The sequence below is a fragment of the Mesorhizobium sp. B3-1-8 genome (assembly GCF_006439495.1).
Classification (GTDB): Bacteria; Pseudomonadota; Alphaproteobacteria; order Rhizobiales; family Rhizobiaceae; genus Mesorhizobium.
Genome location: NZ_VFTK01000065.1, coordinates 1 through 20460, shown reverse-complemented (window position 1 = coordinate 20460; position 20460 = coordinate 1). Strand labels below are relative to the sequence as shown.

Genomic DNA, 20460 nt, shown 5'->3' with positions numbered 1-20460 from the left:
CCGACCAGAGCTTCTCCGCCTTCGTCCATCTCGCCGCCGCCATCATAAGCTCCAGATGAATATCAACAGGCCTTAGAATGACGAAGCCGAGGGGTGGTTCGAGCAACCTCCGAGCAACCTGTTACCGGGCTCCGCCTCAGTGCAGTATCTGCGACAGGAAGAGCTTCGTGCGCTCATGGCGCGGATGATCGAAGAACTCGGCCGGCGTGTTCTGCTCGACGATCTGGCCCTGATCCATGAAGATCACGCGATTGGCGACCTTGCGGGCAAAGCCCATCTCATGGGTGACGCACAGCATGGTCATGCCCTCTTCCGCCAGCCCCACCATCGTCTCCAGCACTTCCTTGATCATCTCCGGATCGAGTGCCGAGGTCGGCTCGTCGAAGAGCATGATGCGCGGGTTCATGCACAGCGAGCGCGCGATCGCCACACGCTGCTGCTGACCGCCCGAGAGCTGGCCCGGATATTTGTTGGCCTGCTCCGGGATCTTGACGCGCTTGAGGAAATGCATGGCGATCTCCTCGGCCTGCTTCTTCGGCATCTTGCGCACCCAGATCGGCGCCAGCGTGCAGTTCTCGAGGATGGTGAGATGCGGGAACAGGTTGAAATGCTGGAACACCATGCCGACCTCGCGGCGCACCTCGTCGATCTTCTTCAGATCGTTGGTTAGTTCCTTGCCGTCGACAATGATCTTGCCCTTCTGGTGCTCCTCCAGCCGATTTATGCAGCGGATCATGGTCGACTTGCCGGAACCGGACGGACCGCAGATGACGATGCGCTCGCCGCGCATCACCTTGAGGTTGATGTCCTTCAGCACATGGAACTCGCCATACCATTTGTGCATGCCGACGATGTCGATGGCGACATCGGTAGTGGAGATGTGCATCTTGGCGGCGTTGACCTTGATTTCTTCCGCGCTGACGGCGTTTTCGGTGGCCATAACCTGTTCCCTTTTTATCGTTTATAGCCGGTGTCGAGCCGGCGTTCGGTGTACATTGAATAGCGCGACATGCCGAAGCAGAACAGCCAGAATACGAAGGCGGCAAAGATCAGGCCGGACTTCGCGGTCTGCGGCGTCGCCCAGTTGGCATCGGCGAAATTCTGCTTCACCACGCCGAGCAGGTCGAACATCGAGATGATCAGCACCAGGCTGGTGTCCTTGAACATGCCGATGAAGGTGTTGACGATGCCGGGGATGACCAGCTTCAGCGCCTGCGGCAGCACGATCAGGCCCATTTTCTGCCAGTAGCCGAGGCCGAGCGAGTCGGCGCCCTCATACTGGCCCTTCGGGATCGCCTGCAGGCCACCACGAATCACTTCGGCCATATAGGCGGCGGCAAACAGCGACACGCCGATCAACGCACGCAGATATTTGTCGAAGGTGACGCCCACGGGCAGGAACAGCGGCAGCATGACGCTGGCGAAGAACAGCACCACGATCAACGGGATGCCACGCACCGTCTCGATAAATATGACACTAAGCACCTTGATGATCGGCATCTTCGAGCGCCGGCCGAGCGCCAGGATCACACCGAGCGGCAACGACACCGCAATGCCGACAAAAGAAAGGCTGAGCGTGACCAGCAACCCACCCCAGCGCGCGGTCTCGACAGCCGGCAGGCCGAACACACCGCCGAGCAGCAGGAAGAAGGCGACGACCGGCAATCCCGCGAAAAGCAGGATCGCGTTCAGTCTTTTGCCCGGCACGCGCGGGATCAGCATCGGCACCAACAGCACCACGAACAGGATGGCGACCAGGATCGGCCGCCAGCGCTCCTCGATAGGATAGGTGCCGAACATGAACTGGCCGAACTTGGCGTTGACGAAGGCCCAGCAGGCGCCGGTCCAACCGTCGGGCTGGATGCCGCCTTGTGTGACGGTGGTGCAGACGGTGCGGTCCGGCCCGGTCCACTGGGCATTGAGGAAAGCCCAGCTGATGACCTGCGGCAGGATCCACAGCACGATGGCGATGCCGAGAATTGTGAGGACGGTGTCGCCGATCGAACCCACCAGGTTCTTGCGCACCCAGGCATAGGCGCCGCGTTCGGTAGGCGGGGCCGGCTGCGCAAGCGCCATCTCGGTGCGCACCCAGGACATGTCGTGTTCCTGCATGGCCCCTACCTCTCCACCAGCGCCATTCTGGCGTTGACGATGTTCATGACAAAGGACGTCACCAGGCTCAGCACCAGATAGGCGATCATCATGATGAACACGCCCTCCACCGCCTGGCCGGTCTGGTTGAGGACCGTGCCGGCGGTCGCGGTGAGGTCCGGATAGCCGATGGCGATCGCCAGCGAGGAGTTCTTGGTCAGGTTGAGATACTGGCTGGTGAGCGGCGGGATGACGATGCGCATTGCCTGCGGGATGACCACAAGCCGCAGGATCGGACCGGAGCGGAGGCCGAGTGCCGCCGCTGCTTCGCTCTGGCCTTTGCTGACGCCCCTGATGCCGGCGCGCACGATCTCGGCGATGAAGGCCGCCGTGTAGAAGGAGAGCGCCAGCAACAGCGACAGGAATTCGGGCTTGACCCAGAAGCCACCGGTCAGGTTGAAGGTCGACTGCTTCGGAAAATCGAAGGTGAGCGGCATGCCGCTAAGCAGGTAGGCCAGCACCGGCAGGCCGACGATAAGCGTGACCGATGTCCAGAAGACCGGAAATTGCTGACCGGTCGCCTTCTGCCGCTGTCGCGCCCTGTGGGCGACGAACCAGGCCATTGCAATGGCGAGCAGCAGTGCGACGCCGATCAGCCAGGAGCCATCCCCCCAAACGGCGCGCGGAAAATAGAAGCCGCGCTGGTTGAGGAAGGAGCCGAAAGGCAGGTGGATGCTCTCGCGTGGCGGCGGCAGCACGGCCAGCACGCCGGAATACCAGAAGAAGATGACCAGCAGCGGCGGGATGTTGCGGAATATCTCGACATAGACCGTGCAGATCTTGCGGATCAGCCAGTTCTGCGACAGGCGGCCGATACCGATGGCGAAGCCCACGATGGTCGCAAGCACGATGCCGGCGACGGCAACGATGATCGTGTTGAGCAAACCGACGACCAGCGCGCGGAAATAGGTCGAGTCCGACGTATAAGCGATCGGCGTGTCGGAAATGTCGAAGCCGGCCCTGCTTCTGAGGAATTGGAAGCCTGAAGCGATGTGCAGGCGCTGAAGGTTCTCGATGACGTTGTTGACGATCCACCAGATCGAGCCAAAGAGGAGGATCACGACCAGCGTCTGAAAGAACAGGCTGCGTATTCTCGGGTCATTGATGAAGGAGCCGCGACTCGGCTCCCCGCGAAGAATTTCCTGCGAAGCCATGGACCGTCCCCTGGAAAGAGAAACCGGGAGGCAGACGACCTGCCTCCCGGATCACGTTTCAATCAGCGGATCGGCGGACCGTATTGCAGGCCGCCCTTGGTCCACAGCGCGTTGATGCCGCGCGCGATCTTGAGCGGGCTGCCCGAGCCGACATTGCGCTCGAACATTTCGCCGTAATTGCCGACCGCCTTGACGATGTTGACAACGAAGTCGTTGGAGAGGCCGAGATCGGCACCGTATTTGCCGTCGGGTTCAGTGCCGAGAAGGCGCTGGATGTTCGGATCGGTCGACGTCTTCATCTCGTCGACATTGGCCTGCGTGATGCCGGCTTCCTCGGCGTTGAGCAGCGCGAAATACGTCCAGCGCGCGATATGCGCCCACTGGTCGTCGCCCTGGCGCACGGCCGGGCCGAGCGGCTCCTTGGAAATGATCTCGGGCAGCACGACATGGTCGGCCGGCGAGGAGAGCGTCAGACGGATGCCATAGAGGCCGGACTGATCGGTGGTGTAAGCATCGCAGCGGCCGGCGTCATAGGCGGCGTTGACCTCTTCGAGCTTCTCGAACACGACGGGGTTGTACTCCATCTTGTTCTTCTTGAAGTAGTCGGCGAGGTTGAGCTCGGTGGTGGTGCCGCTCTGCACGCAGACGGCGGCGCCCGAAAGCTGCAGCGCTGAGTTCACGCCGGGCAGCTTCTTGGCGTTGATCATGAAGCCCTGGCCGTCATAGTAGGTGATGCCGACAAAATCGAGGCCGAGCGCGCTGTCGCGGTTGCTGGTCCAGGTGGTGTTGCGCGACAGGATGTCGATCTCGCCTGACTGCAGGGCGGTGAAACGCTCCTTGGCGCTGAGCGGCGTGAACTTGACCTTGGAGCCGTCACCGAAGACAGCGGCCGCAACGGCGCGACAGAAGTCCGCGTCGATGCCCTTCCAGTCACCCTTGTCGTCCGGCGCCGAGAAGCCGGCGAGGCCGGTCGAGACGCCGCACTGGATAAAGCCCTTCTGCTTCACGGTATCGAGCGTGCCGGCCGAAGCGGCGGACGCCATGAACCCGAGCGCGGCGGCGCCAAGAATGCCGATTGCAATGTGTTTCATGACCCACAGACCCTTTTCTGTTACAGGCGCCCCTATCGCCAGGCGACGCTTGATCTTTTTTCGTTTGTGAACGCAGCTCCCACTTCAAGGCCCACTCCCGGACCCGCATCAGTTGCCGATGCGCTGCCTCCCATTCACGAAACGCATCGAAGGCGATTATTCCTGTGAGGTCAAGGGAAATGACCGATTCCAGAGAGGTTTGAAAAGCAATTGCCGCAAATGCCTGAATTGCGGACAAGAGCACATGAAACCGGCAGGCGATGCGAACAAATCAGCCAAGTTGCGCCGCCGCGAATCGGTGGTCCGGCGCCAGAATCCGCAGCGGCAATAGCGGTGCTTTACTGGGCTTGCGCGCCTTTGCATTGGCCCAGCGGAAGATCGGCTTTTGGCGGGCTCGGCGCGGTTGCGCCGGCATTGCCGCCGCTTTATGGCTGGTCCGCTGACATCATTCGACAGGCGACGAACCATGGCTAGAGACAGCATCGAAATGGGCATCAACACGCTGCTTGCCCATTCGGGCAACAACCCGCACGACTATTTCGGCTTCGTCAACCCGCCGGTCGTGCATGCCTCGACGGTGCTCTATCCCGATGCCGCTTCGATGGCCGGGCGCAGCCAGAAATACACTTACGGCACGCGCGGCACGCCAACGATGGACGCGCTGACGCTCGCCGTCGATGCGCTGGAAGGCTCGGCCGGCACGATCGCGGTGCCTTCCGGGCTGGCGGCGGTGACGATACCGCTACTCACCTTCCTTGCCGCCGGCGACCACCTGTTGATCGTCGACAGCGTCTACCACCCGACGCGCCACTTCGCTGATACGATGCTGAAGCGGCTCGGCGTCGAGGTCGAATATTACGAGCCGCGCATCGGCGCCGGCATCGCATCGCTGATCAAGCCGAACACAAAGGTGGTGTTCACCGAATCGCCGGGATCGAACACCTACGAGGTGCAGGACATCCCGGCTATCGCCAAGGCTGCGCATGCTGCCGGCGCTATCGTGATGATGGACAACACCTGGGCGACGCCGCTCTATTTCAAGCCGCTCGACCATGGCGTCGACATCTCGATCCATGCGGCGACGAAATATCCGGCCGGCCATTCCGACGTGCTGCTCGGCACGGTGTCGGCCAACGAGACCCATTGGAAGCAGCTTTATGATGGCTTCTGCACGCTCGGCTGCTGTTCGGGACCCGACGACATCTACCAGGTGCTGCGCGGCTTGCGCACGATGGGGGTGCGGCTCGAGCATCACCGCAAGAGCGCGCTCGAGATCGCGGGCTGGCTGGAAGAGCAGCCCGGCGTCGCGCAGGTGCTGCACCCGGCTCTGGAAAGCCATCCCGACCATGCGCTCTGGAAGCGCGATTTCTGCGGCTCCAGCGGCATTTTCTCGATCGTGCTCAACGGCGGCGGGCAGAAGGCGCAGCATGCCTTCCTCGATGCGCTCAAGATCTTCGGTCTCGGCTATTCCTGGGGCGGCTATGAGAGCCTCGCCGTTCCGGTCTTCCTCGGCGACCGCACACTTGCCAAGCGTTCGTATGCCGGATCGCTGATCCGACTGCAGGTCGGGCTCGAGGATGTCAAGGATCTCAAGGCCGATATTCTGCGCGGGCTGGCAGCGGCAGCCGCGGCCGGGTGACAGGCTGATCGGCGCAAGATTCCGACCGGCAGACATGCCTCGGTCGAAGAAGTAGCATTGCCAGTGCTACCCACTCGGGAACCTTTTGTCGGCAGGCGCATCCAATCGCGGATGTAACGTTGCCGGGAGATCGGGGCGAGATGAGACAGCCTGCTATTGAAGCCGCCGAAATCGGTGCGGCCAGGGCCGGCGACATGGCATTGGTCAGACGGGCGCTTGCGCGCGATCCGGGTGCGTTCCGCACTATCATCAAGACGCACAACCAGCGGCTCTACCGCATCGCGCGCGGCGTCGTGCGCAACGACGCCGAGGCCGAAGACGTCGTGCAGGAGGCCTATATACGCGCCTTCGCCAATCTCGGTGCCTTTCGCGGCGAGGCTTCGCTTTCCACCTGGCTGTCACGCATCGTCATCAACGAAGCGCTCGGCCGGCTGCGCAAGCGCAAGCGCGTCGTAGCGATGCCCGAAAACCCGGAGGCGCAGATCATCCGGTTTCCCTTGAACCAAAACGACTTGAATCCAGGTGACGATCCGGAGCGGACGATGGCGCAGCGGCAGATTCTGGGACTTGTCGAACGGGCGACCGACAGCCTTCCCGATGTCTATCGCACCGTCTTCGTAGCCCGTGTCATCGAGGGCCTGAGCATCGAGGAAACCGCCGAGCTTTTGGGTATCCGGCAGGAAACGGTGAAGACGAGGCTGCACCGGGCGCGTGCCTTGGTGCGCAAGGCGCTCGATGACGAGATCGGCCCGGTGCTGCTCAACGCCTTCCCCTTCGCCGGCCGGCGCTGCGATCGGCTGACGCAGGCGGTGATGACGGGGCTCGGATTCGAGCACTGATTTCGGTCTTTTCCCGGGAACATTTCGTTCTCGCCCGCATCCAATGGCCGTCAACACCAGATGAGCCCAGGGCTATGCGCGCCGGGCGAAGGAGATATCATGTTCATGCGACCGACCGCCGCCCTCGCAGCCCTTTTCTTCGTCAGCACCGCGCCGCTGGCGCTAGCCGCCGAAAAGCCCACCGACCCGCAGATCGCCCACATTGCCTATACGGCCGACGCGATCGACATCGAAGCGGCCAAGCTGGCCATCAAGAAGTCCAAGAACAAGGCGGTCGTCGACTTCGCCAAGGACATGGCGCGCGACCATGAGGCGGTGAACAAGCAGGCGCTCGACCTGGTGAAGAAGCTGAAGGTCACGCCCGAGGACAATGACACCAGCAAGGCGCTGGCCAAGGCGGCGGAGGAAGAACGCGCCAAACTGGCGAAGTTGAAAGGGGCTGCCTTCGACAAGGCCTATATCGACAACGAAGTCGCCTATCACAAGCAGGTCAACGGCGCGCTCGAAACCCTACTAATCCCATCGGCCAGCAATGCCGAACTGAAGAGCCTGCTGGAGACTGGTCTCAAGATCTTCCAGGGACATGAGCAGCATGCCGAACATGTCGCCGGCATGCTGAAATGAGGCCGCTGCTTCTTGCCATGGCGCTGACGCTCATCGCTTCGCCGGCGCTTTCGACCACGATCGAGGTGACGATCGACAAGCTGGTCTTCTCGCCGGCAAGCATTCAGGCCAAGGTCGGCGATACGATCGAGTGGACGAACAACGATATTCTCGCCCACACCGCCACGGTCAAAGGCGGCTGGGATGTGATGATCCCGGCAAAGTCGAAGGGCGAGGTCACGCTGAAGGCGGCGGGAGCGGTCGACTATTTCTGCCGCTTCCATCCCAACATGAAGGGCCGTATCGAGGTAGCCCCTTGATCCGACCTACCAATCGAGCGAGGCGCGCCGCGCCTCGCTCGATTTAGTTGTGGTCATGATCCTTGTGCCTGTGCCGGTGCGCGGCCTGCTTTGCCCGGTTGCCACAGGCGGCCATGCTGCGCCAGCGGCGTCTGTGACCGCGCGTATGATCGGCGAAAAGCAACGTGCAGGCGGGACATTCACAAGCCTTCACATTGCCGATGGCGTGCAGGTCAACAGCGTGTTGCCGGACCGTGATGACCGGCCGGCGACACTCCTATCTCGAGCACTGGGCACCACTGCACAAGGTGACCGTCGAGGACGCGGCGGCGAATTTTCCGAAAGAAGCCGGCATCGCCCGATGTGGAGACCCGGAGGAGATCGCCGAGCTGATGGCCTTCCTCGTCTCGCCGGCGGCACGCTGGATGATCGGCTCGACGCTGCGCATGGACGGCGGTGAGGTGAAGTCTGCCTGAAGGAGGACAATGCAATGATTGCCTGGGATCGCGTGACGCGCGCGCATATCTTGCGCGCGATAGAGGACTACGACCGGCTGGGGCCTGACCGGTTTTTCGCCGAGCACGGCTTTGCGCCGACCACGACCTATGAATTGGCCTGGGAAGACCGTCTTTATCCACCAAAGGCGATCCTCGGCACCGCCTATGAGTTCGCCACGGGTGCGCGGCTAGCCTCTGGCGATTTCGAAGGGGGCAAGAGTGGTGCGGTGAAGGTACTCGGCGCGCTGGGATTCAACGCCCGGCCAAAGCAGAGGTAGGGTGGCCGGCGATTGCAGGGCCGATTCCGCAAACGGCCGTAACGCCTTGGCGCGATTGAGAAAGCCGAGGCCGCTGGCGGCATGTCCTACGCAGCTGGCGGCGCAATAATATTCTCCGAGGCTGCGAATATACGGATTGGTTTGGCTTCCAAATCCGTGGTTTCAACGGCATTGCGAGCAACGCAATTCCACCCCAATCGATCCAGGACCTGCCATGGCGTTCCGCCTCTTTGTTCCGATCCTAGCCGGCGCCACGCTGCGCGAACGGCTGATCGCCTGCATCGGTGCCGTGATCGGCATCGCGCTGACCGGCGTGATCAGCGGGCTTGCGATGGGCAAGGGCGCGGATGTAGCAATGCTGGTGGCGCCGATGGGTGCTTCGGCGGTGTTGCTCTTTGCCGTTCCCTCGAGCCCGTTGGCGCAGCCCTGGTCGATCATCGGCGGCAACACGATCTCGGCGCTGGTCGGCGTGACGGTGGCGCATTTTGTGCACGACACGGTGATCGCCTCTGGCCTTGCGGTGGCGCTGGCAATCGCCGCCATGTCATTCTCGCGCTCATTGCATCCGCCGGGCGGCGCAGCAGCGCTTACCGGCGTACTCGGGGGGCCGGCCGTTGCCGCCGCCGGCTTCCTGTTTCCTTTTGTGCCGGTGGCCCTGAACTCAATCATATTGGTGACGCTCGGTTTTCTGTTCCACAAGCTGTCACGACGCAGCTATCCACACGTGCATCAACCCGCGGGCGGCCACGGCACCGCCGACCGGCCGCCGGCCGAGCGTGTCGGTTTCCGGCCCGAGGATGTCGATGCGGCGCTGTCCGCGCTGGACGAGACTTTCGACATCGACCGCGACGACCTGGAGCGCCTGCTGCGTCAGGTCGAGTTGCAGGCGATGGTGCGCTCGCAGCGCACGCTGCTGTGCAAAGATATCATGTCCCGCGATGTGATCTCGGTGCCGGAAACCGCCTTGGCCGACGAAGCACGCAAACAGCTGATCGATCACAACATCCGCACTCTGCCGGTGGTCGACACGGACGGCAGGCTCACCGGCGCGGTAGGCCTGCGCGAGCTGACGAGAGCCACCGATACGGTGAAAGGGGTGATGTCGAAGGCCGGCACCGCCTTACCCGAGACGCCGGCGATGAGCCTGCTGCCCGTGCTGACCGACGGGCGCAGCCATGCCGTGGTGATCGTCGATAGCGAGCGGCGTATACTCGGCCTGATCACCCAGACCGACATGCTGGCGGCAGCCGCGCGCGTACAGGCGCCGGCGCAGCTCAAAGCGGTGGCATAGTGCTGGACCAATCACCTGGCATGCCCCCGCTCTCCGTTCGATCGCGCTACCGCGCCGCTCGTCTTGTCCCGGCCGGCCGGGTGATATGCATCCATGTGTGGTCATAGATCGGCTTGCGTCGCTCCCTCCAGGCACTCAGGCCTTCGCGCAGATCGGCCGTGGGAGCCATGCGGGCGAACTGCTCGGCCTCGACGAGCAGGCCTTCGGCGATACTCTGGTTGAGGCCGCGCGTGACAGCGGTGAGGATGCTCGCCACCGCCGCCTGCGAATGGCTGACGATACGCCGCGCGAGGTCGAGCGCGGCCGGCATCAACTGACCGTGCGGCACGACCTGGTTGACGAGGCCGAGCTCTATTGCCCGGGCGGGTGAGAACGCATCCCCGGTGAGGAGCAGTTCCAGCGCGCGCTTGCGGCCGGCCAGTCTCGGCAGGCGCTGCGTGCCGCCGAATGTCGGCGGCATGGCGAGTTTTATCTCGGGCTTTGCAAACAGCGCGCGATCACTGGCGATCGCCAGCGGCACCGCTTCGGTGATTTCGCAGCCGCCGCCAAAGGCGACGCCGTTGACGGCGGCGATGACCGGCTTGCGAAATGCCTCCAGCCGCGCCGTCAGGCGCTGGCCGCGCGCCACGAAATCGCGCAGCGCGACATCCGTACCTGCCTCAACGCTCACCGCGAATTCACGGATATCGGCGCCGGCGGAGAAGGCGCGCTCCCCTGCCCCGGTAAGGATGACGGCGCGCACGCCATCGTCCGTCTCGATCAGGTCAAGAAGCGAAAGCAGCCGGTCGATCAGCGCGTAATTCAGCGCGTTCAGCTTGTCGGGGCGGTTGAGGGTGAGGATGACGACGCCGTCGCGCGTCTCGCTCAGTACAAGGTCGGTCATGACTTTTCCTTTCCGGCAGTTCGGCGGGATAGGAGCAGGCTTTCGATTGCTTGTATATTCACTAGTCGGTATACTACGAACATGAGCGAAAAGGCCAATCCCACCCGAAAGCGCCTCGTCGATGCGGCGACCAAGCTGTTCTATGCCGAAGGCATCGGCCGCGTCAGTGTCGATGCGGTGGCCGAAAAAGCGGGGCTCACCAAGCGCACGCTCTACTATCACTTCAAGAGCAAGGACGACCTGATCGCGGCCTATCTCGACGGCCGCGACCAGCCCAATCTCGAACAGATGGCCGGCTGGTTCGAGGCGGCGGAGGGCGGCGCGGATAAAAAGGTGGAAGCAATCTTCACCAACCTGGCGCGGGTGGCGCGCCACCCCAAATGGAAGGGCTGCGGCTTCCTGCGCACGGCGGCAGAGTTGGCCGCGACGCCGGGGCATCCGGCGGTGAAGGCTGGGGCGCGCCACAAGACCAATTTCGAAAAATGGCTGGCAAGCGCGCTTTCAAGCCACGATGTCGCCGAGGCGAAAATGCTGGCGCGCGAGATCGTGCTTCTGATGGACGGCGCCTTTTCCAGCATGCTGATCCATCACGACCCCGACTACGTCGCCGCCGCCGGCCACGCCGCCGCGACGCTGATACGGGCAAGGATGACGGGCAAAGGCTAAGCCGGACCGTAGCGCTCCCTGCGATCCGAATAGAGCGGTCCGAAGGGACCGCATTCTCAGGGCCAGGCCAGCCAGGCCGTACCGAGCAGAAGCGTCACCAGCGTCAGCGGCAGGCCGACCTTGAAGAAGGCGGAGAAGGAAAGCTCCTTGCCGGCCGCCTTTGCCTGCTCGGCGACAATCAGATTGGCGACCGAGCCGAGCAGCGTGAAATTACCGGCAAGCGTCGAGCTCATTGCCACGACAAGCCAAGCGCGCTCCGGGTTTTCCAACCCAGGGATGAAGGGCCGGAGCGCCAGTACCGCCGGCACATTGCTCATGATGTTTGAAAGCACCGCGGTGAAGCCAGAGAGCCGCCAGACATCGTCGAGGCCGATGTTCTTCGCCCAAGCGATCATATCGGGCGTGAGCAGCGTGCGCTCGGCTCCGGCCACCACCACGAACAGGCCGGCGAACATGAAGAGCAGCGGCCCGTCGATCTCGCGGTAGATGCGCCGCGGCTTGATTGCCCGGGTGACCAGCAGGAAGGCGCCGGCAATCAGTGCTGCCTTGGCGACGGGAACGCCGGCAAAGAAGGCGAGCGCCAGCAACACGCAGACGATGGTGGCCTTCAACACCTGCCCGGGCAGCATGCGGCCGCGATAGACTTCTGGGCTGAGTTCGGCAGGGCGGGAGAATTCGGCGCGGTAGACGATGCGCACGATGACGATGACGCAGAGCAGGCCGAACAGCGCCACCGGCGCGAGCGCCAGCGTGAAAGCCGGATAGGAAATGCCGGACAGCGCGCCGATCACCATGTTCTGCGGATTGCCGGTAATGGTGGCGACGCTGCCGCAGTTCGAGGCCGTGCAGGTGGCGATGAGGTAAGGCACCGGGTTGCGGTTGATGACCCGTGTGACGTGGACGACGATCGGCGCCATCACCAGGCAGATCGCGTCGTTGACCAGGAAAGCCGAGAGCAAGCCGGTCAACAGCGTCACCATCACCAAAAGCATGAACGGTGCATGGGCATGCTCGATGGCAAAGCCGCCGAGCGCCCGAAACGCGCCCGAGACCTTCAGATGCGCCACGACGATCATCATACCGAGCAGCAACGTGATGGTGTCGAAATTGATGGCTTTGTAGGCATCATCGATGCCGATCGCGCCGATGGCGATCATGGCGGCACCGCCCAGCAGCGCAATGCCGGCGCGGTCGAGGCGCAGGCCCGGGATACGGCCGACGGCGACGCCAGCATAGGTGAGCACGAGGATGAAAAGCGCGCCGGCGCCAGTCCAAGTCATTGCAAGAAGGTTCCCGTTGCCTGCCCTGCCCCCGCCAGAATCCGTCGACGCATCGGGCGGCACCACATTTAACAAGGCCAGCGCAAAGGGAAAGCGCGCAAGCGCATGAAAGCCTTGTCTCGCTTTCATGCCTTTCACGTTCATAAACCCTAATGTAAAGAATAGTGAATTAACATATGTGACCGATATCCAGGCGTTGGGGACTAAACGGATGAATACGGTCGTTGAAGCGGAACATCGCGTCCCGCCACGGGAGGAATTGATGCGTCCGCAGGAATGCTCCCGTTGTCATGGGGCCAAGAAAGTTTTCGTTTGCGCGCGCTGGCTGAGCTCAAATGGCCATTGCTGCCCAGGAGGCACGCATCGGCTGAGTTGTCCTGGACACAGCATTGTCTGCCTCGAATGCAGCGGACGCCAGAGCTAGCGAGACTCGTGGAGGAGTGCCGACCGACCGCCAAACGCAGCCGCGGCGGAATCTTCCTTTTGGCATCGGCCGAGCGCGCTGTCGTTAAAGTTTGACATGGCCAGACCTGGCTAACTTTCTGCATTCATTGCCTGATGGACTTGGCTATTGCCTTGCGCTTTGCCGCCGCCTACGACTTGGCGAATTTCATGATTTCCTCAGGCCTGACAAAGCAATGATCGTCCGACTGCGACGCGCCCTGCGATGGCAAGCGCTTCCGCTCCTTGCCGGCTTTGCCATTGTCGCACTGATCATTGGCGCACGCGCCATCCTCGCCGAAGCGCAGATCGCGGATCGCGACGCCAGCCGCGAAGCGTTCGAAGCCCAGCAGTTGCTATCGAGCCTGCTATCGCTCGCCCAGGACGCCGAGACCGGCCAGCGCGGCTATCTGCTGACAGGCGAGAAGAACTACCTGCTGCCATATCAGCATGCGGTCGATGCGCTGCCGGCGCTGCTCAGGCGCATCGACGAGATGTTTCCGGCCGGCAGCGACAGGGCGCAGCAGGCCGTCGGCATCAAGGATGCGATTACCCGCAAGCAGGCCGAACTCGCGGAGACGATCAGGCTCTACGACACGGGCAACATGGCCAAGGCCTTGGACATCGTGCGCGGCGGCCGAGGCAAGCTGGATATGGACCAGATCCGCGCCAATATCGACGCGATCCGGCGCATCGACGGCGCGAGCCTTGCTTCCCGCGCGGAGCGCATGGAGCAAATCGAAGGCTGGTTGCGCGTCGGCTCGTTCGCCGCGCTGCTGGGCATCTTCCTGCTCGGCATCTACACGATCCGCCAATCCAGCCGCCGCTTCCACGAGGTGGCTACGGCGCAAGACGCCTTGAGCGCGAAGAACGCTGCGCTGCTCAACGAGATCGAGACGCGTGAAAAGGCGGAGTCGCAACTTCGCCAGGTGCAGAAGATGGAAGCGGTTGGCCAGCTCACGGGCGGCATCGCGCATGATTTCAACAATATGCTGGCCGTCATCACCAGCGCCATGAACATCGCGCAGCGCAAGCTAGCCCGCGGCGAACATGACGTGCAGAGCTTCGTCGAGGCGGCCGCCGACGCCGCGGCGCGCGCCGCCAATCTCACGGCCAGGCTGCTTGCCTTTTCCAGGCAGCAGCCACTGGCGCCACAGATCGTCGACGCCAATCGCGTCGTCGCCGGCATGTCGGACCTTTTGCGCCGCGCGCTCGGCCATGCGGTCGAGATCGAAACGGTGCTGGCGGGCGGACTCTGGAAAACGCATGCCGACCCGAGCCAGGTCGAGAACGCGATCATCAACCTGGCGGTCAACGCGCGCGACGCGATGGACGAAAAGGGCAAGCTCACCATCGAGACGGCCAATTGCTATCTCGATGAAGCCTATGCGGTGGCGCATCCGGAGGTGAAGGCTGGCCAGTATGTCATGATCGCGGTGACCGACACCGGCGCTGGCATGTCACCCGACATCATGGCCAAGGCTTTCGAGCCGTTCTTCACCACCAAGCCTGCAACCAAGGGAACGGGGCTCGGGCTCAGCCAAGTGTTCGGCTTCGTCAAGCAATCGGGCGGACACGTCAAAATCTATTCGGAGCCCGGCGAAGGCACGACGATCAAGATCTATCTTCCACGTTTCACAGGCCCGGAAGAGGCGGCAGCGCCGCCAAAAGCAAGTGGCAGGAGCGATGTCCCGGCCACCGAAACCGTGCTGCTCGTCGAGGATGACGCCCGCGTGCGCTTTTCGACGGCCGCTACGCTGCTGGAGCTCGGATACACGGTCGTCGAGGCCGCCAGCGGTGAGGAGGCGCTGCGCAAGCTCGCCGAGAATGCGGCCATCGCACTGATGCTGACGGATATCGTTATGCCGGGCATGAACGGCCGTCAGTTGGCCGAACAGGCACGCGGGCATTCCCAATCGCTGAAAGTGGTGTTCATGACCGGCTTCACCCGTAACGCGGTCGTGCACAATGGCGTGCTCGACCACGATGTGCACTTCATCGCCAAGCCGTTCACGCTGGAACAACTGGCGGCGAAGCTGAGGGATGCGCTGGCTTGATTGCTGGGCGGCTATCAGATCCGTCCGAGCACAACCAGAATGATGACAATGACAAGAACCAGCCCCAGACCACCGCCGCCATAGTAGCCCGTGCCGTAGAACGGCCCGCCGCCCAAGCCACTGAAGCCGCCCAGCAGGGCAAGGATAAGAATGATTATAAGAATTGTGCCGAGACCCATGGACTTTTCCTCTTTCTGAAGCGCGAACCCAGCGCCGTTATGACCAAGTCAACTCGCAAGCGGCACGCATGTTCCGCTCACCTCCGGGCCGATGCTATTCAGGACTGGCCGAGTGAGCCGACACCATTGGCTGCCTGGGGTTGGCCTCAAGTTTGATGGGAACCAAAAACATAAGCGCGATGGCGATCGCGATCGAGGCGATGACGGTAGCGGTGCTGAATACGTCTTTCACGTTCCCATCCTTTAATATTCAAAGATGCTGAACAACGTCTTCGCCAAGTCTCCTGTTCCACTTGACCTTCGTGGAACCATTCTCCCGTCCGCAACGTTTGAGGCAGCCCGATCTGGGCAACCTTGGGATAAAACGGAGGCAGGCATATGGGCGCATCGGTTCTCATCGGCATATTGATCACCTTCCTGGTGGTGATCCTGGTGCTCTACCTCGTGCAACGGCTGCCGCTCGATGCCCGCGCGCGGCAGATCGCGCAGATCATCGTCATCATCATCGGCATCATTTCGCTGCTCAAATATCTTGCGGTGTTCTAGCCGCGATCCATATTCGGCACCCGGGAAACGTCAAAAACCTGGTGTCCCATGAGACCCCCGTCGATCGCACTTACCGCAGGCAAGATATTGTTGGGCGGCACAATGTTGTGCGCCGCGAGCGTTGCCTATGCCCGGCCAGATACGCGCGCCATGACTTGCGCGCAGACGCAGGCGCTGATCAAAAGCGACCATGCCGTGGTCTTGACCACGGGTCCAGACACCTATGACCGGTTCGTCCGGCAATTCGGCAATGAGTGCGACTGGCCGGAAGTGCCTGTCTCGACGACGGTTCCGACCAAAGACGGCGAGTGCCGCGTCTATCGGTGCGAGGAGCCGATCAACTTTCCCGATTGACCGATGCTTCTTGCGCGCCGGCGCGGAACCATTGCAACCTCCTGCGGGTTTTAGCAGCCAGCAGCGGGACTTTGCCGGGCGCGAGAGAGACGCGGCTTCGTGCACAACCGGAGGAGGAACGGCAATGCCTGAAATCGCGCGCAGCGGCAGTTGCCTGTGTGGCGGCGTGCAGTTCCGCGTCACTGGCGAGCCGCTCCGGGTCGGCCTCTGTCACTGCAAGGACTGCCGCAAGACAAGCGGATCGGCCTTCCATGCCTACGCCGTATGGCCGCTAAGAGCGTTCGAAACCACCGGCATCACCAGCAACTATGGCGCTCGGAGTTTTTGCCCCACATGCGGAAGCCGCGTTCCTTTCGTCGGCGATAATGAGGCCGAGGTCACGATCGGCAGCCTGGACATTGCTCCGACTGAAGGGCTGATGCCGAGCTACGAGCTGTGGATCGGACGCCGCGAGCCCTGGTTGAAAGCCCTCCCCGCGGCGCGGCAGTTCGAGCATGACCGGATCGCCGATGATTCGACGGCAGGCGCTGAAGCCGGACCGGAGCCACTGCAAAGGTCGGCCTAGGTTGAGTTCTTGGCGGACTTTAGTCAGAACGATACGATAATCTTCGGTCCACCGGCCCTCCGGCACCTCCGGAAAAACGCCCGGCCGTGGGCCGATATGCTCGGGCTTTCTGGAAGTTTCGCATTTTCAACCACCGGTCGGTTTGCCGGCCAATCAGCTGACGTTAGCGTTGTGGGATGCGGCGAACATGAGGCCGTAAGCCGGCCTGGTTCCAGACAGCAGCACGCAAAGAATTTTATCCGTTTTACAAAATATAAGAATTTTCAGTCATGCTTCTTGCGGAAAGTACACCTCCGGGATTGTTTTGCCTGCTTGCCCGCTGCGCTTACCATGTGAAATACGAAGCTGCAGTTGCAATGCCAAAGTGAAAATTCTTTCGGCTCAAGAAATTTTCCCTTCGCCCTCTTTCTGGTTATATCAAATATGACATCCCGAAATGCCATTGGCAGCAAGCCTTATGACTTCCGGCCTTGTACAAAAGGCCATCTTTGTTTCTTTCATTTTTTGCTACATAGTGCTGCCGAATCTTGAAACCGGACGGGGCGGTTTTCATGACATCGGCGCCTGAACACGGCCGCAACATGCATATGCGGTATCCACCGATCGACGGGTTCTGGACCTGGGACATCAAGCGCGACCGTGTCTATGGCGATGCCAATCTTTCAGATTATTTCGGTCTGACACTCGATGAGTTCTCCCACGGCACCTCGTTTGAACGATGCATGCAAAGCATCGATAAGGACGACCGCTCAAGGGTTCGGCTGGCTATCCGCAAGGCCGTGGAGCGCAGGGCCGGCTTCAGGGAGGTCTATAGGGTCCATTCCGAAAAGATGGGATTGCGCAAGATCCTGGCCGTCGGCCAATGTTGCATTGACGGGGCGGGCGAGGCAGCGCTCTATCCCGGCTGGTTCGTCGATTTGACGAACGACGCCGCGTGCGAAGAGCGGGCGCTGCGCGAGATCCGCAACCATGTCGGGCAAGCCAAGGACCTAGCGCGATCGATCGGACACGACCTGATGTCCTATCTCCTGGACAATGTCGAGGAAGAGGTCGAGCAGCGGCTTGGCGCAAGGCTGGGGAGGCGAAGATCGTCTTGAAGCGGCTTTCGCCGATTGTTTGCGGATCAGCTTCGCTTGCCGCGCCTGCCGACTTCAGCCGCGACCATACGCGCGAAATGCGACTGAGGCGATCGGCGCTCGATGAGCTTGGCCCGTTCGAGGGCCGCATCGCCGTAAAATTCGATCAGCACGCCGGCGGCCTTGGCGGCGTCGGCCCTCAACCGGCCGAAATCCGCCTGCCCGCTCTCGCTCAAGGGCTCGCTCCTGGCAATCACGTCAAGCATGGCTTGCAACTTGTCGGGAGTGCTGCCCTCGTCTTCGTGCATGGTCGCCATCCGATTGGGCGCGTAAAATATCGACATTTCCGCGCAATGTCCAACAGGTTCGTTGATCGGGCATCAGTGCAACCGAGTACAGCTTCGCCGCGAGCGTGGTGACAATGTTCGTACAAGCATAGTGAGCCAAACTTACCGCACAGACATTTGGGGGCATCCATGGACCAGCCTAGCAAAATGGAAAACCTGCAGTTTGCGCAGGGGATCTTGCGAGAACTTCGCCAGAAAGCGGAGGCCGATGGCGAGAAGCTTCTGACCTATCTGATCGACATGGCCTATCTCGAAGCCAGCGACCGCATCCGCGCCCACTGGATCGGCAGCCACGAACACGAAGGCCACCGCGCCAAGGGCTGAGGTTGCCCGCCCGGGACGGCGGCCGGAACGCAAAAAGCCCGCCATGCCTTCCGGCACGGCGGGCGGATCAAAGCGCGTAAAGGCTGTATGAAACAGCCAGGCCTTTGACTATGACGCGGCCGCCTGTTGGCGGACCGGAAGCTTCCAGCCCGGCCGCGCGAAATGGCAGGTGTAGCCGTTGGGATAGCGCTCGAGATAGTCCTGATGCTCGGGCTCCGCTTCCCAGAAAGGCCCGACTGGGGCGAGCTCGGTGACGACCTTGCCAGGCCACAGGCCGGACGCGTCGACGTCGGCTATCGTGTCCTCGGCGATCCGCTTCTGTTCATCGCTGGTGTAGAAAATCGCCGAGCGGTAGCTCGCGCCGATATCGTTGCCCTGACGGTTCCTTGTCGTCGGATCGTGGATCTGGAAGAAGAATTCGAGCAATGTGCGAAAGCTTGTCCTGGCCGGATCGAAGTTGATCTCGATCGCCTCGGCGTGGGTGCCGTGGTTGCGGTAGGTGGCGTTCGGTACATCGCCGCCGCTGTAGCCCACTCGCGTTGAAATCACGCCGGGCAGGCGCCGGATCAGATCCTGCATGCCCCAGAAGCAGCCGCCCGCAAGGACCGCGCGTTCGGTGGAAGAAGCCATGTCACACCTCCTTTGGATTGCTCCATAGATAGGCGTTGCGGCCGGGTTCTTCCAGCGGTTCGAGCGGCGAATCGCTGACACCGGCATCGAAGTATCCGGCATGGACGGTCTGCCCCTGTCTGTTTCGAAAATATATGCTTGCACGGCTTCGACGCCGTCGCGATCACGAATCCGGCGTTTGCCTGAATCTCCGCACCACCACCTCGAAGACGATATCCGAAATCCACATCGCACAAACGCCGATGAGGAAAGCGGCGGCAACGACCGCCGCGCCGACAGCGGAAGTCCTTGCGCCGATCTGCATGTTGCATCCAGCTTATCGACGCGGCTCAAGGCATCTTCGCCGGCTGATTCCCCCAGCTGCGCTAAACCATTGTTTGCGTGGTCTTTCCGGTTTGGAAACCATGGCGTTCAACCGCCGCGAAACCGTGATTCACTTCGTGAGCGGACTCCGCCGCCGTTCCGCCGCAATGCGACCGCAGTTCAGCACCGTTCGCCCCCGTCGTCAGTCCCTGGGGCTTCAGAGGAGTTCTAGTGATGATCATCAAGAAGGCTATTCTGGCGGTGCTGATGACTGCGGCACTTGCCGGCTGCGAGACGCAGACCGAAGGCCAGCAGCGGGCCACCACCGGCGCATTGCTGGGCGGCGCCGGCGGCGCGCTGGTCGGCCAGGCGATCGGCGGCAACACCAAGAGCACGGTGATCGGTGCCGCGAGCGGCGCTCTGCTCGGCGCCGTCGTCGGCTCGGCCACCACCCCGCAGCGCCGCGGCGACCAGCTCTGCCGCTACCAGGACCGCTACGGCCGCATCTACACCGCGCCATGCGACGACCGGTACTACAACGGCAATTATTGATCGTGCCGGCTTTCCCTTCTCCCCGTTTCACGGGGAGAAGGTGCCCCCCGAAGGGCGGATGAGGGGCAGCGCGAAGTCATGAAATGCTGGCGTTGCCGAGCGCCGAACCCGTGAAGCGCGGAGGCACTTATCGGTTTATGACTGCATCGAGAATAAGCGCACTGTCACCCTAATTCCTGTCGCTGATGTCGGCATCTGGGCTTGGTCCCAACCATGCGCACTTCATCGCTCAATTGCCTTTGAGTTCTGGCAGAATCCTCTCGTCGAGAAACCTTAGGCGACCAGCCAGCATTTCCGCATTGGCGGGAGTTGCATCGATGTTGACCGGTATCAATTTCGCCACCGACTTTCCTTGCCGCGCCGCCTCGACCCATTCCTCGAGGGCACCAATGTAGCCATCAAGAGCTTCGAAAGG

General features: G+C 62.0%; 26 protein-coding genes and 2 pseudogenes. 15 read left to right on the top strand and 13 right to left on the bottom strand.

Annotated features, from left to right (window positions below; genetic code table 11):
• Nucleotides 1–136 precede the first annotated feature (136 nt).
• From FJ424_RS32655 to FJ424_RS32640, 4 genes are all read right to left on the bottom strand, one after another.
• Nucleotides 137–940: an amino acid ABC transporter ATP-binding protein gene (locus FJ424_RS32655; protein WP_095768430.1), complete on the bottom strand. Its 804-nt coding sequence runs from the start codon at nucleotides 938–940 to the stop codon at nucleotides 137–139.
• Between the two features lie 14 nt (nucleotides 941–954).
• The gene (locus FJ424_RS32650; protein ID WP_140659337.1) at nucleotides 955–2112 is read right to left on the bottom strand and encodes an amino acid ABC transporter permease; all 1158 of its coding nucleotides are present in this window, start codon (nucleotides 2110–2112) and stop codon (nucleotides 955–957) included.
• Nucleotides 2113–2117: 5 nt separating this feature from the next.
• Nucleotides 2118–3305, bottom strand: a complete 1188-nt coding sequence (locus tag FJ424_RS32645) for an amino acid ABC transporter permease (RefSeq protein WP_140641000.1) — start codon at nucleotides 3303–3305, stop codon at nucleotides 2118–2120.
• A 62-nt stretch (nucleotides 3306–3367) separates the two neighbouring features.
• On the bottom strand, nucleotides 3368–4396 hold the full coding sequence (locus FJ424_RS32640; RefSeq protein WP_140640998.1) for an amino acid ABC transporter substrate-binding protein: 1029 nt from the start codon (nucleotides 4394–4396) through the stop codon (nucleotides 3368–3370).
• Nucleotides 4397–4862: 466 nt separating this feature from the next.
• On the opposite strand from FJ424_RS32640, the gene FJ424_RS32635 reads away from it, so the two are divergent.
• The 4 genes from FJ424_RS32635 (at nucleotide 4863) to FJ424_RS32620 (ending at nucleotide 7797) form a co-directional block, all read left to right on the top strand.
• Entirely contained in the window at nucleotides 4863–6035 is a 1173-nt protein-coding gene (locus tag FJ424_RS32635; RefSeq protein WP_140659338.1) for a cystathionine beta-lyase, read from the top strand.
• A 140-nt stretch (nucleotides 6036–6175) separates the two neighbouring features.
• Complete coding sequence (locus tag FJ424_RS32630; protein ID WP_140659339.1) at nucleotides 6176–6874, top strand: RNA polymerase sigma factor; 699 nt, start codon at nucleotides 6176–6178, stop codon at nucleotides 6872–6874.
• A 99-nt stretch (nucleotides 6875–6973) separates the two neighbouring features.
• On the top strand, nucleotides 6974–7498 hold the full coding sequence (locus tag FJ424_RS32625) for a DUF4142 domain-containing protein (RefSeq protein WP_140640992.1): 525 nt from the start codon (nucleotides 6974–6976) through the stop codon (nucleotides 7496–7498).
• Entirely contained in the window at nucleotides 7495–7797 is a 303-nt protein-coding gene (locus FJ424_RS32620; protein WP_140659340.1) for a cupredoxin family copper-binding protein, read from the top strand. Before FJ424_RS32625 ends, FJ424_RS32620 begins: the two co-directional genes overlap by 4 nt.
• A 43-nt stretch (nucleotides 7798–7840) precedes the next feature.
• On the opposite strand, the pseudogene FJ424_RS32615 reads toward FJ424_RS32620, so the two are convergent.
• Nucleotides 7841–7993, bottom strand: a pseudogene (locus FJ424_RS32615) (CGNR zinc finger domain-containing protein); the annotation flags it as partial.
• Between the two features lie 40 nt (nucleotides 7994–8033).
• Between FJ424_RS32615 and FJ424_RS32610 the strand changes: the two are divergent.
• The 3 genes from FJ424_RS32610 to FJ424_RS32600 all read left to right on the top strand — a co-directional run bounded on the left by FJ424_RS32610 (nucleotide 8034) and on the right by FJ424_RS32600 (nucleotide 9842).
• Nucleotides 8034–8252, top strand: coding sequence for an SDR family oxidoreductase (locus FJ424_RS32610; protein WP_246677423.1), 219 nt, complete (start codon nucleotides 8034–8036; stop codon nucleotides 8250–8252).
• A 14-nt stretch (nucleotides 8253–8266) separates the two neighbouring features.
• Nucleotides 8267–8551, top strand: coding sequence for a hypothetical protein (locus FJ424_RS32605; RefSeq protein ID WP_140659341.1), 285 nt, complete (start codon nucleotides 8267–8269; stop codon nucleotides 8549–8551).
• Nucleotides 8552–8765: 214 nt separating this feature from the next.
• Nucleotides 8766–9842: an HPP family protein gene (locus FJ424_RS32600; protein ID WP_140659342.1), complete on the top strand. Its 1077-nt coding sequence runs from the start codon at nucleotides 8766–8768 to the stop codon at nucleotides 9840–9842.
• A gap of 46 nt (nucleotides 9843–9888) precedes the next feature.
• Here the strand turns inward: FJ424_RS32600 and FJ424_RS32595 are convergent, their stop codons facing one another.
• Nucleotides 9889–10725 (bottom strand): crotonase/enoyl-CoA hydratase family protein, encoded by an 837-nt coding sequence (locus FJ424_RS32595; RefSeq protein ID WP_140659343.1) that lies wholly within the window; start codon nucleotides 10723–10725, stop codon nucleotides 9889–9891.
• An 81-nt stretch (nucleotides 10726–10806) separates the two neighbouring features.
• Here FJ424_RS32595 and FJ424_RS32590 point away from each other — a divergent pair, with 81 nt between their 5' ends.
• Nucleotides 10807–11391, top strand: coding sequence for a TetR/AcrR family transcriptional regulator (locus FJ424_RS32590; RefSeq protein WP_140640981.1), 585 nt, complete (start codon nucleotides 10807–10809; stop codon nucleotides 11389–11391).
• Between the two features lie 56 nt (nucleotides 11392–11447).
• Here FJ424_RS32590 and FJ424_RS32585 read toward each other — a convergent pair whose 3' ends face one another.
• A complete protein-coding gene (locus FJ424_RS32585; protein ID WP_140659344.1) occupies nucleotides 11448–12671 on the bottom strand; it encodes an anion transporter in 1224 nt (407 codons plus the stop codon).
• A 638-nt stretch (nucleotides 12672–13309) separates the two neighbouring features.
• Between FJ424_RS32585 and FJ424_RS32580 the strand changes: the two genes are divergently transcribed.
• Nucleotides 13310–15169, top strand: a complete 1860-nt coding sequence (locus FJ424_RS32580) for a CHASE3 domain-containing protein (protein WP_246677422.1) — start codon at nucleotides 13310–13312, stop codon at nucleotides 15167–15169.
• Between the two features lie 14 nt (nucleotides 15170–15183).
• Here FJ424_RS32580 and FJ424_RS32575 read toward each other — a convergent pair whose 3' ends face one another.
• Both FJ424_RS32575 and FJ424_RS33780 read right to left on the bottom strand, forming a co-directional pair.
• On the bottom strand, nucleotides 15184–15348 hold the full coding sequence (locus FJ424_RS32575; RefSeq protein WP_082048942.1) for a DUF3309 family protein: 165 nt from the start codon (nucleotides 15346–15348) through the stop codon (nucleotides 15184–15186).
• Nucleotides 15349–15442: 94 nt separating this feature from the next.
• Nucleotides 15443–15580, bottom strand: coding sequence for a hypothetical protein (locus FJ424_RS33780; RefSeq protein ID WP_181182219.1), 138 nt, complete (start codon nucleotides 15578–15580; stop codon nucleotides 15443–15445).
• A gap of 146 nt (nucleotides 15581–15726) precedes the next feature.
• Here FJ424_RS33780 and FJ424_RS32570 point away from each other — a divergent pair, with 146 nt between their 5' ends.
• From FJ424_RS32570 to FJ424_RS32555, 4 genes are all read left to right on the top strand, one after another.
• Nucleotides 15727–15894 carry a Thivi_2564 family membrane protein gene (locus FJ424_RS32570; protein ID WP_095819989.1) on the top strand — a complete coding sequence of 56 codons (168 nt, stop codon included), beginning with the start codon at nucleotides 15727–15729 and terminating at the stop codon, nucleotides 15892–15894.
• 48 nt (nucleotides 15895–15942) lie between these two features.
• Nucleotides 15943–16248 carry a hypothetical protein gene (locus FJ424_RS32565; RefSeq protein WP_246677421.1) on the top strand — a complete coding sequence of 102 codons (306 nt, stop codon included), beginning with the start codon at nucleotides 15943–15945 and terminating at the stop codon, nucleotides 16246–16248.
• Nucleotides 16249–16372: 124 nt separating this feature from the next.
• Nucleotides 16373–16813, top strand: a complete 441-nt coding sequence (locus tag FJ424_RS32560; RefSeq protein WP_140659346.1) for a GFA family protein — start codon at nucleotides 16373–16375, stop codon at nucleotides 16811–16813.
• A 551-nt stretch (nucleotides 16814–17364) separates the two neighbouring features.
• Entirely contained in the window at nucleotides 17365–17910 is a 546-nt protein-coding gene (locus FJ424_RS32555) for a hypothetical protein (protein ID WP_140659347.1), read from the top strand.
• A 26-nt stretch (nucleotides 17911–17936) separates the two neighbouring features.
• Here the strand turns inward: FJ424_RS32555 and FJ424_RS32550 are convergent, their stop codons facing one another.
• Complete coding sequence (locus FJ424_RS32550; protein WP_140640973.1) at nucleotides 17937–18197, bottom strand: hypothetical protein; 261 nt, start codon at nucleotides 18195–18197, stop codon at nucleotides 17937–17939.
• 168 nt (nucleotides 18198–18365) lie between these two features.
• On the opposite strand from FJ424_RS32550, the gene FJ424_RS32545 reads away from it, so the two are divergent.
• The gene (locus FJ424_RS32545; protein ID WP_140659348.1) at nucleotides 18366–18560 is read left to right on the top strand and encodes a hypothetical protein; all 195 of its coding nucleotides are present in this window, start codon (nucleotides 18366–18368) and stop codon (nucleotides 18558–18560) included.
• A 108-nt stretch (nucleotides 18561–18668) separates the two neighbouring features.
• On the opposite strand, the gene msrA is transcribed toward FJ424_RS32545, so the two are convergent.
• Nucleotides 18669–19190: a peptide-methionine (S)-S-oxide reductase MsrA gene (msrA, locus tag FJ424_RS32540; RefSeq protein ID WP_140659349.1), complete on the bottom strand. Its 522-nt coding sequence runs from the start codon at nucleotides 19188–19190 to the stop codon at nucleotides 18669–18671.
• Between the two features lie 163 nt (nucleotides 19191–19353).
• Nucleotides 19354–19494 carry a hypothetical protein gene (locus tag FJ424_RS33775; protein ID WP_181182224.1) on the bottom strand — a complete coding sequence of 47 codons (141 nt, stop codon included), beginning with the start codon at nucleotides 19492–19494 and terminating at the stop codon, nucleotides 19354–19356.
• A 233-nt stretch (nucleotides 19495–19727) separates the two neighbouring features.
• Here FJ424_RS33775 and FJ424_RS32535 point away from each other — a divergent pair, with 233 nt between their 5' ends.
• Entirely contained in the window at nucleotides 19728–20045 is a 318-nt protein-coding gene (locus tag FJ424_RS32535; RefSeq protein ID WP_040980804.1) for a YMGG-like glycine zipper-containing protein, read from the top strand.
• A 229-nt stretch (nucleotides 20046–20274) separates the two neighbouring features.
• Here FJ424_RS32535 and FJ424_RS32530 read toward each other — a convergent pair.
• Nucleotides 20275–20460: pseudogene (locus tag FJ424_RS32530) on the bottom strand (hypothetical protein); the annotation flags it as partial.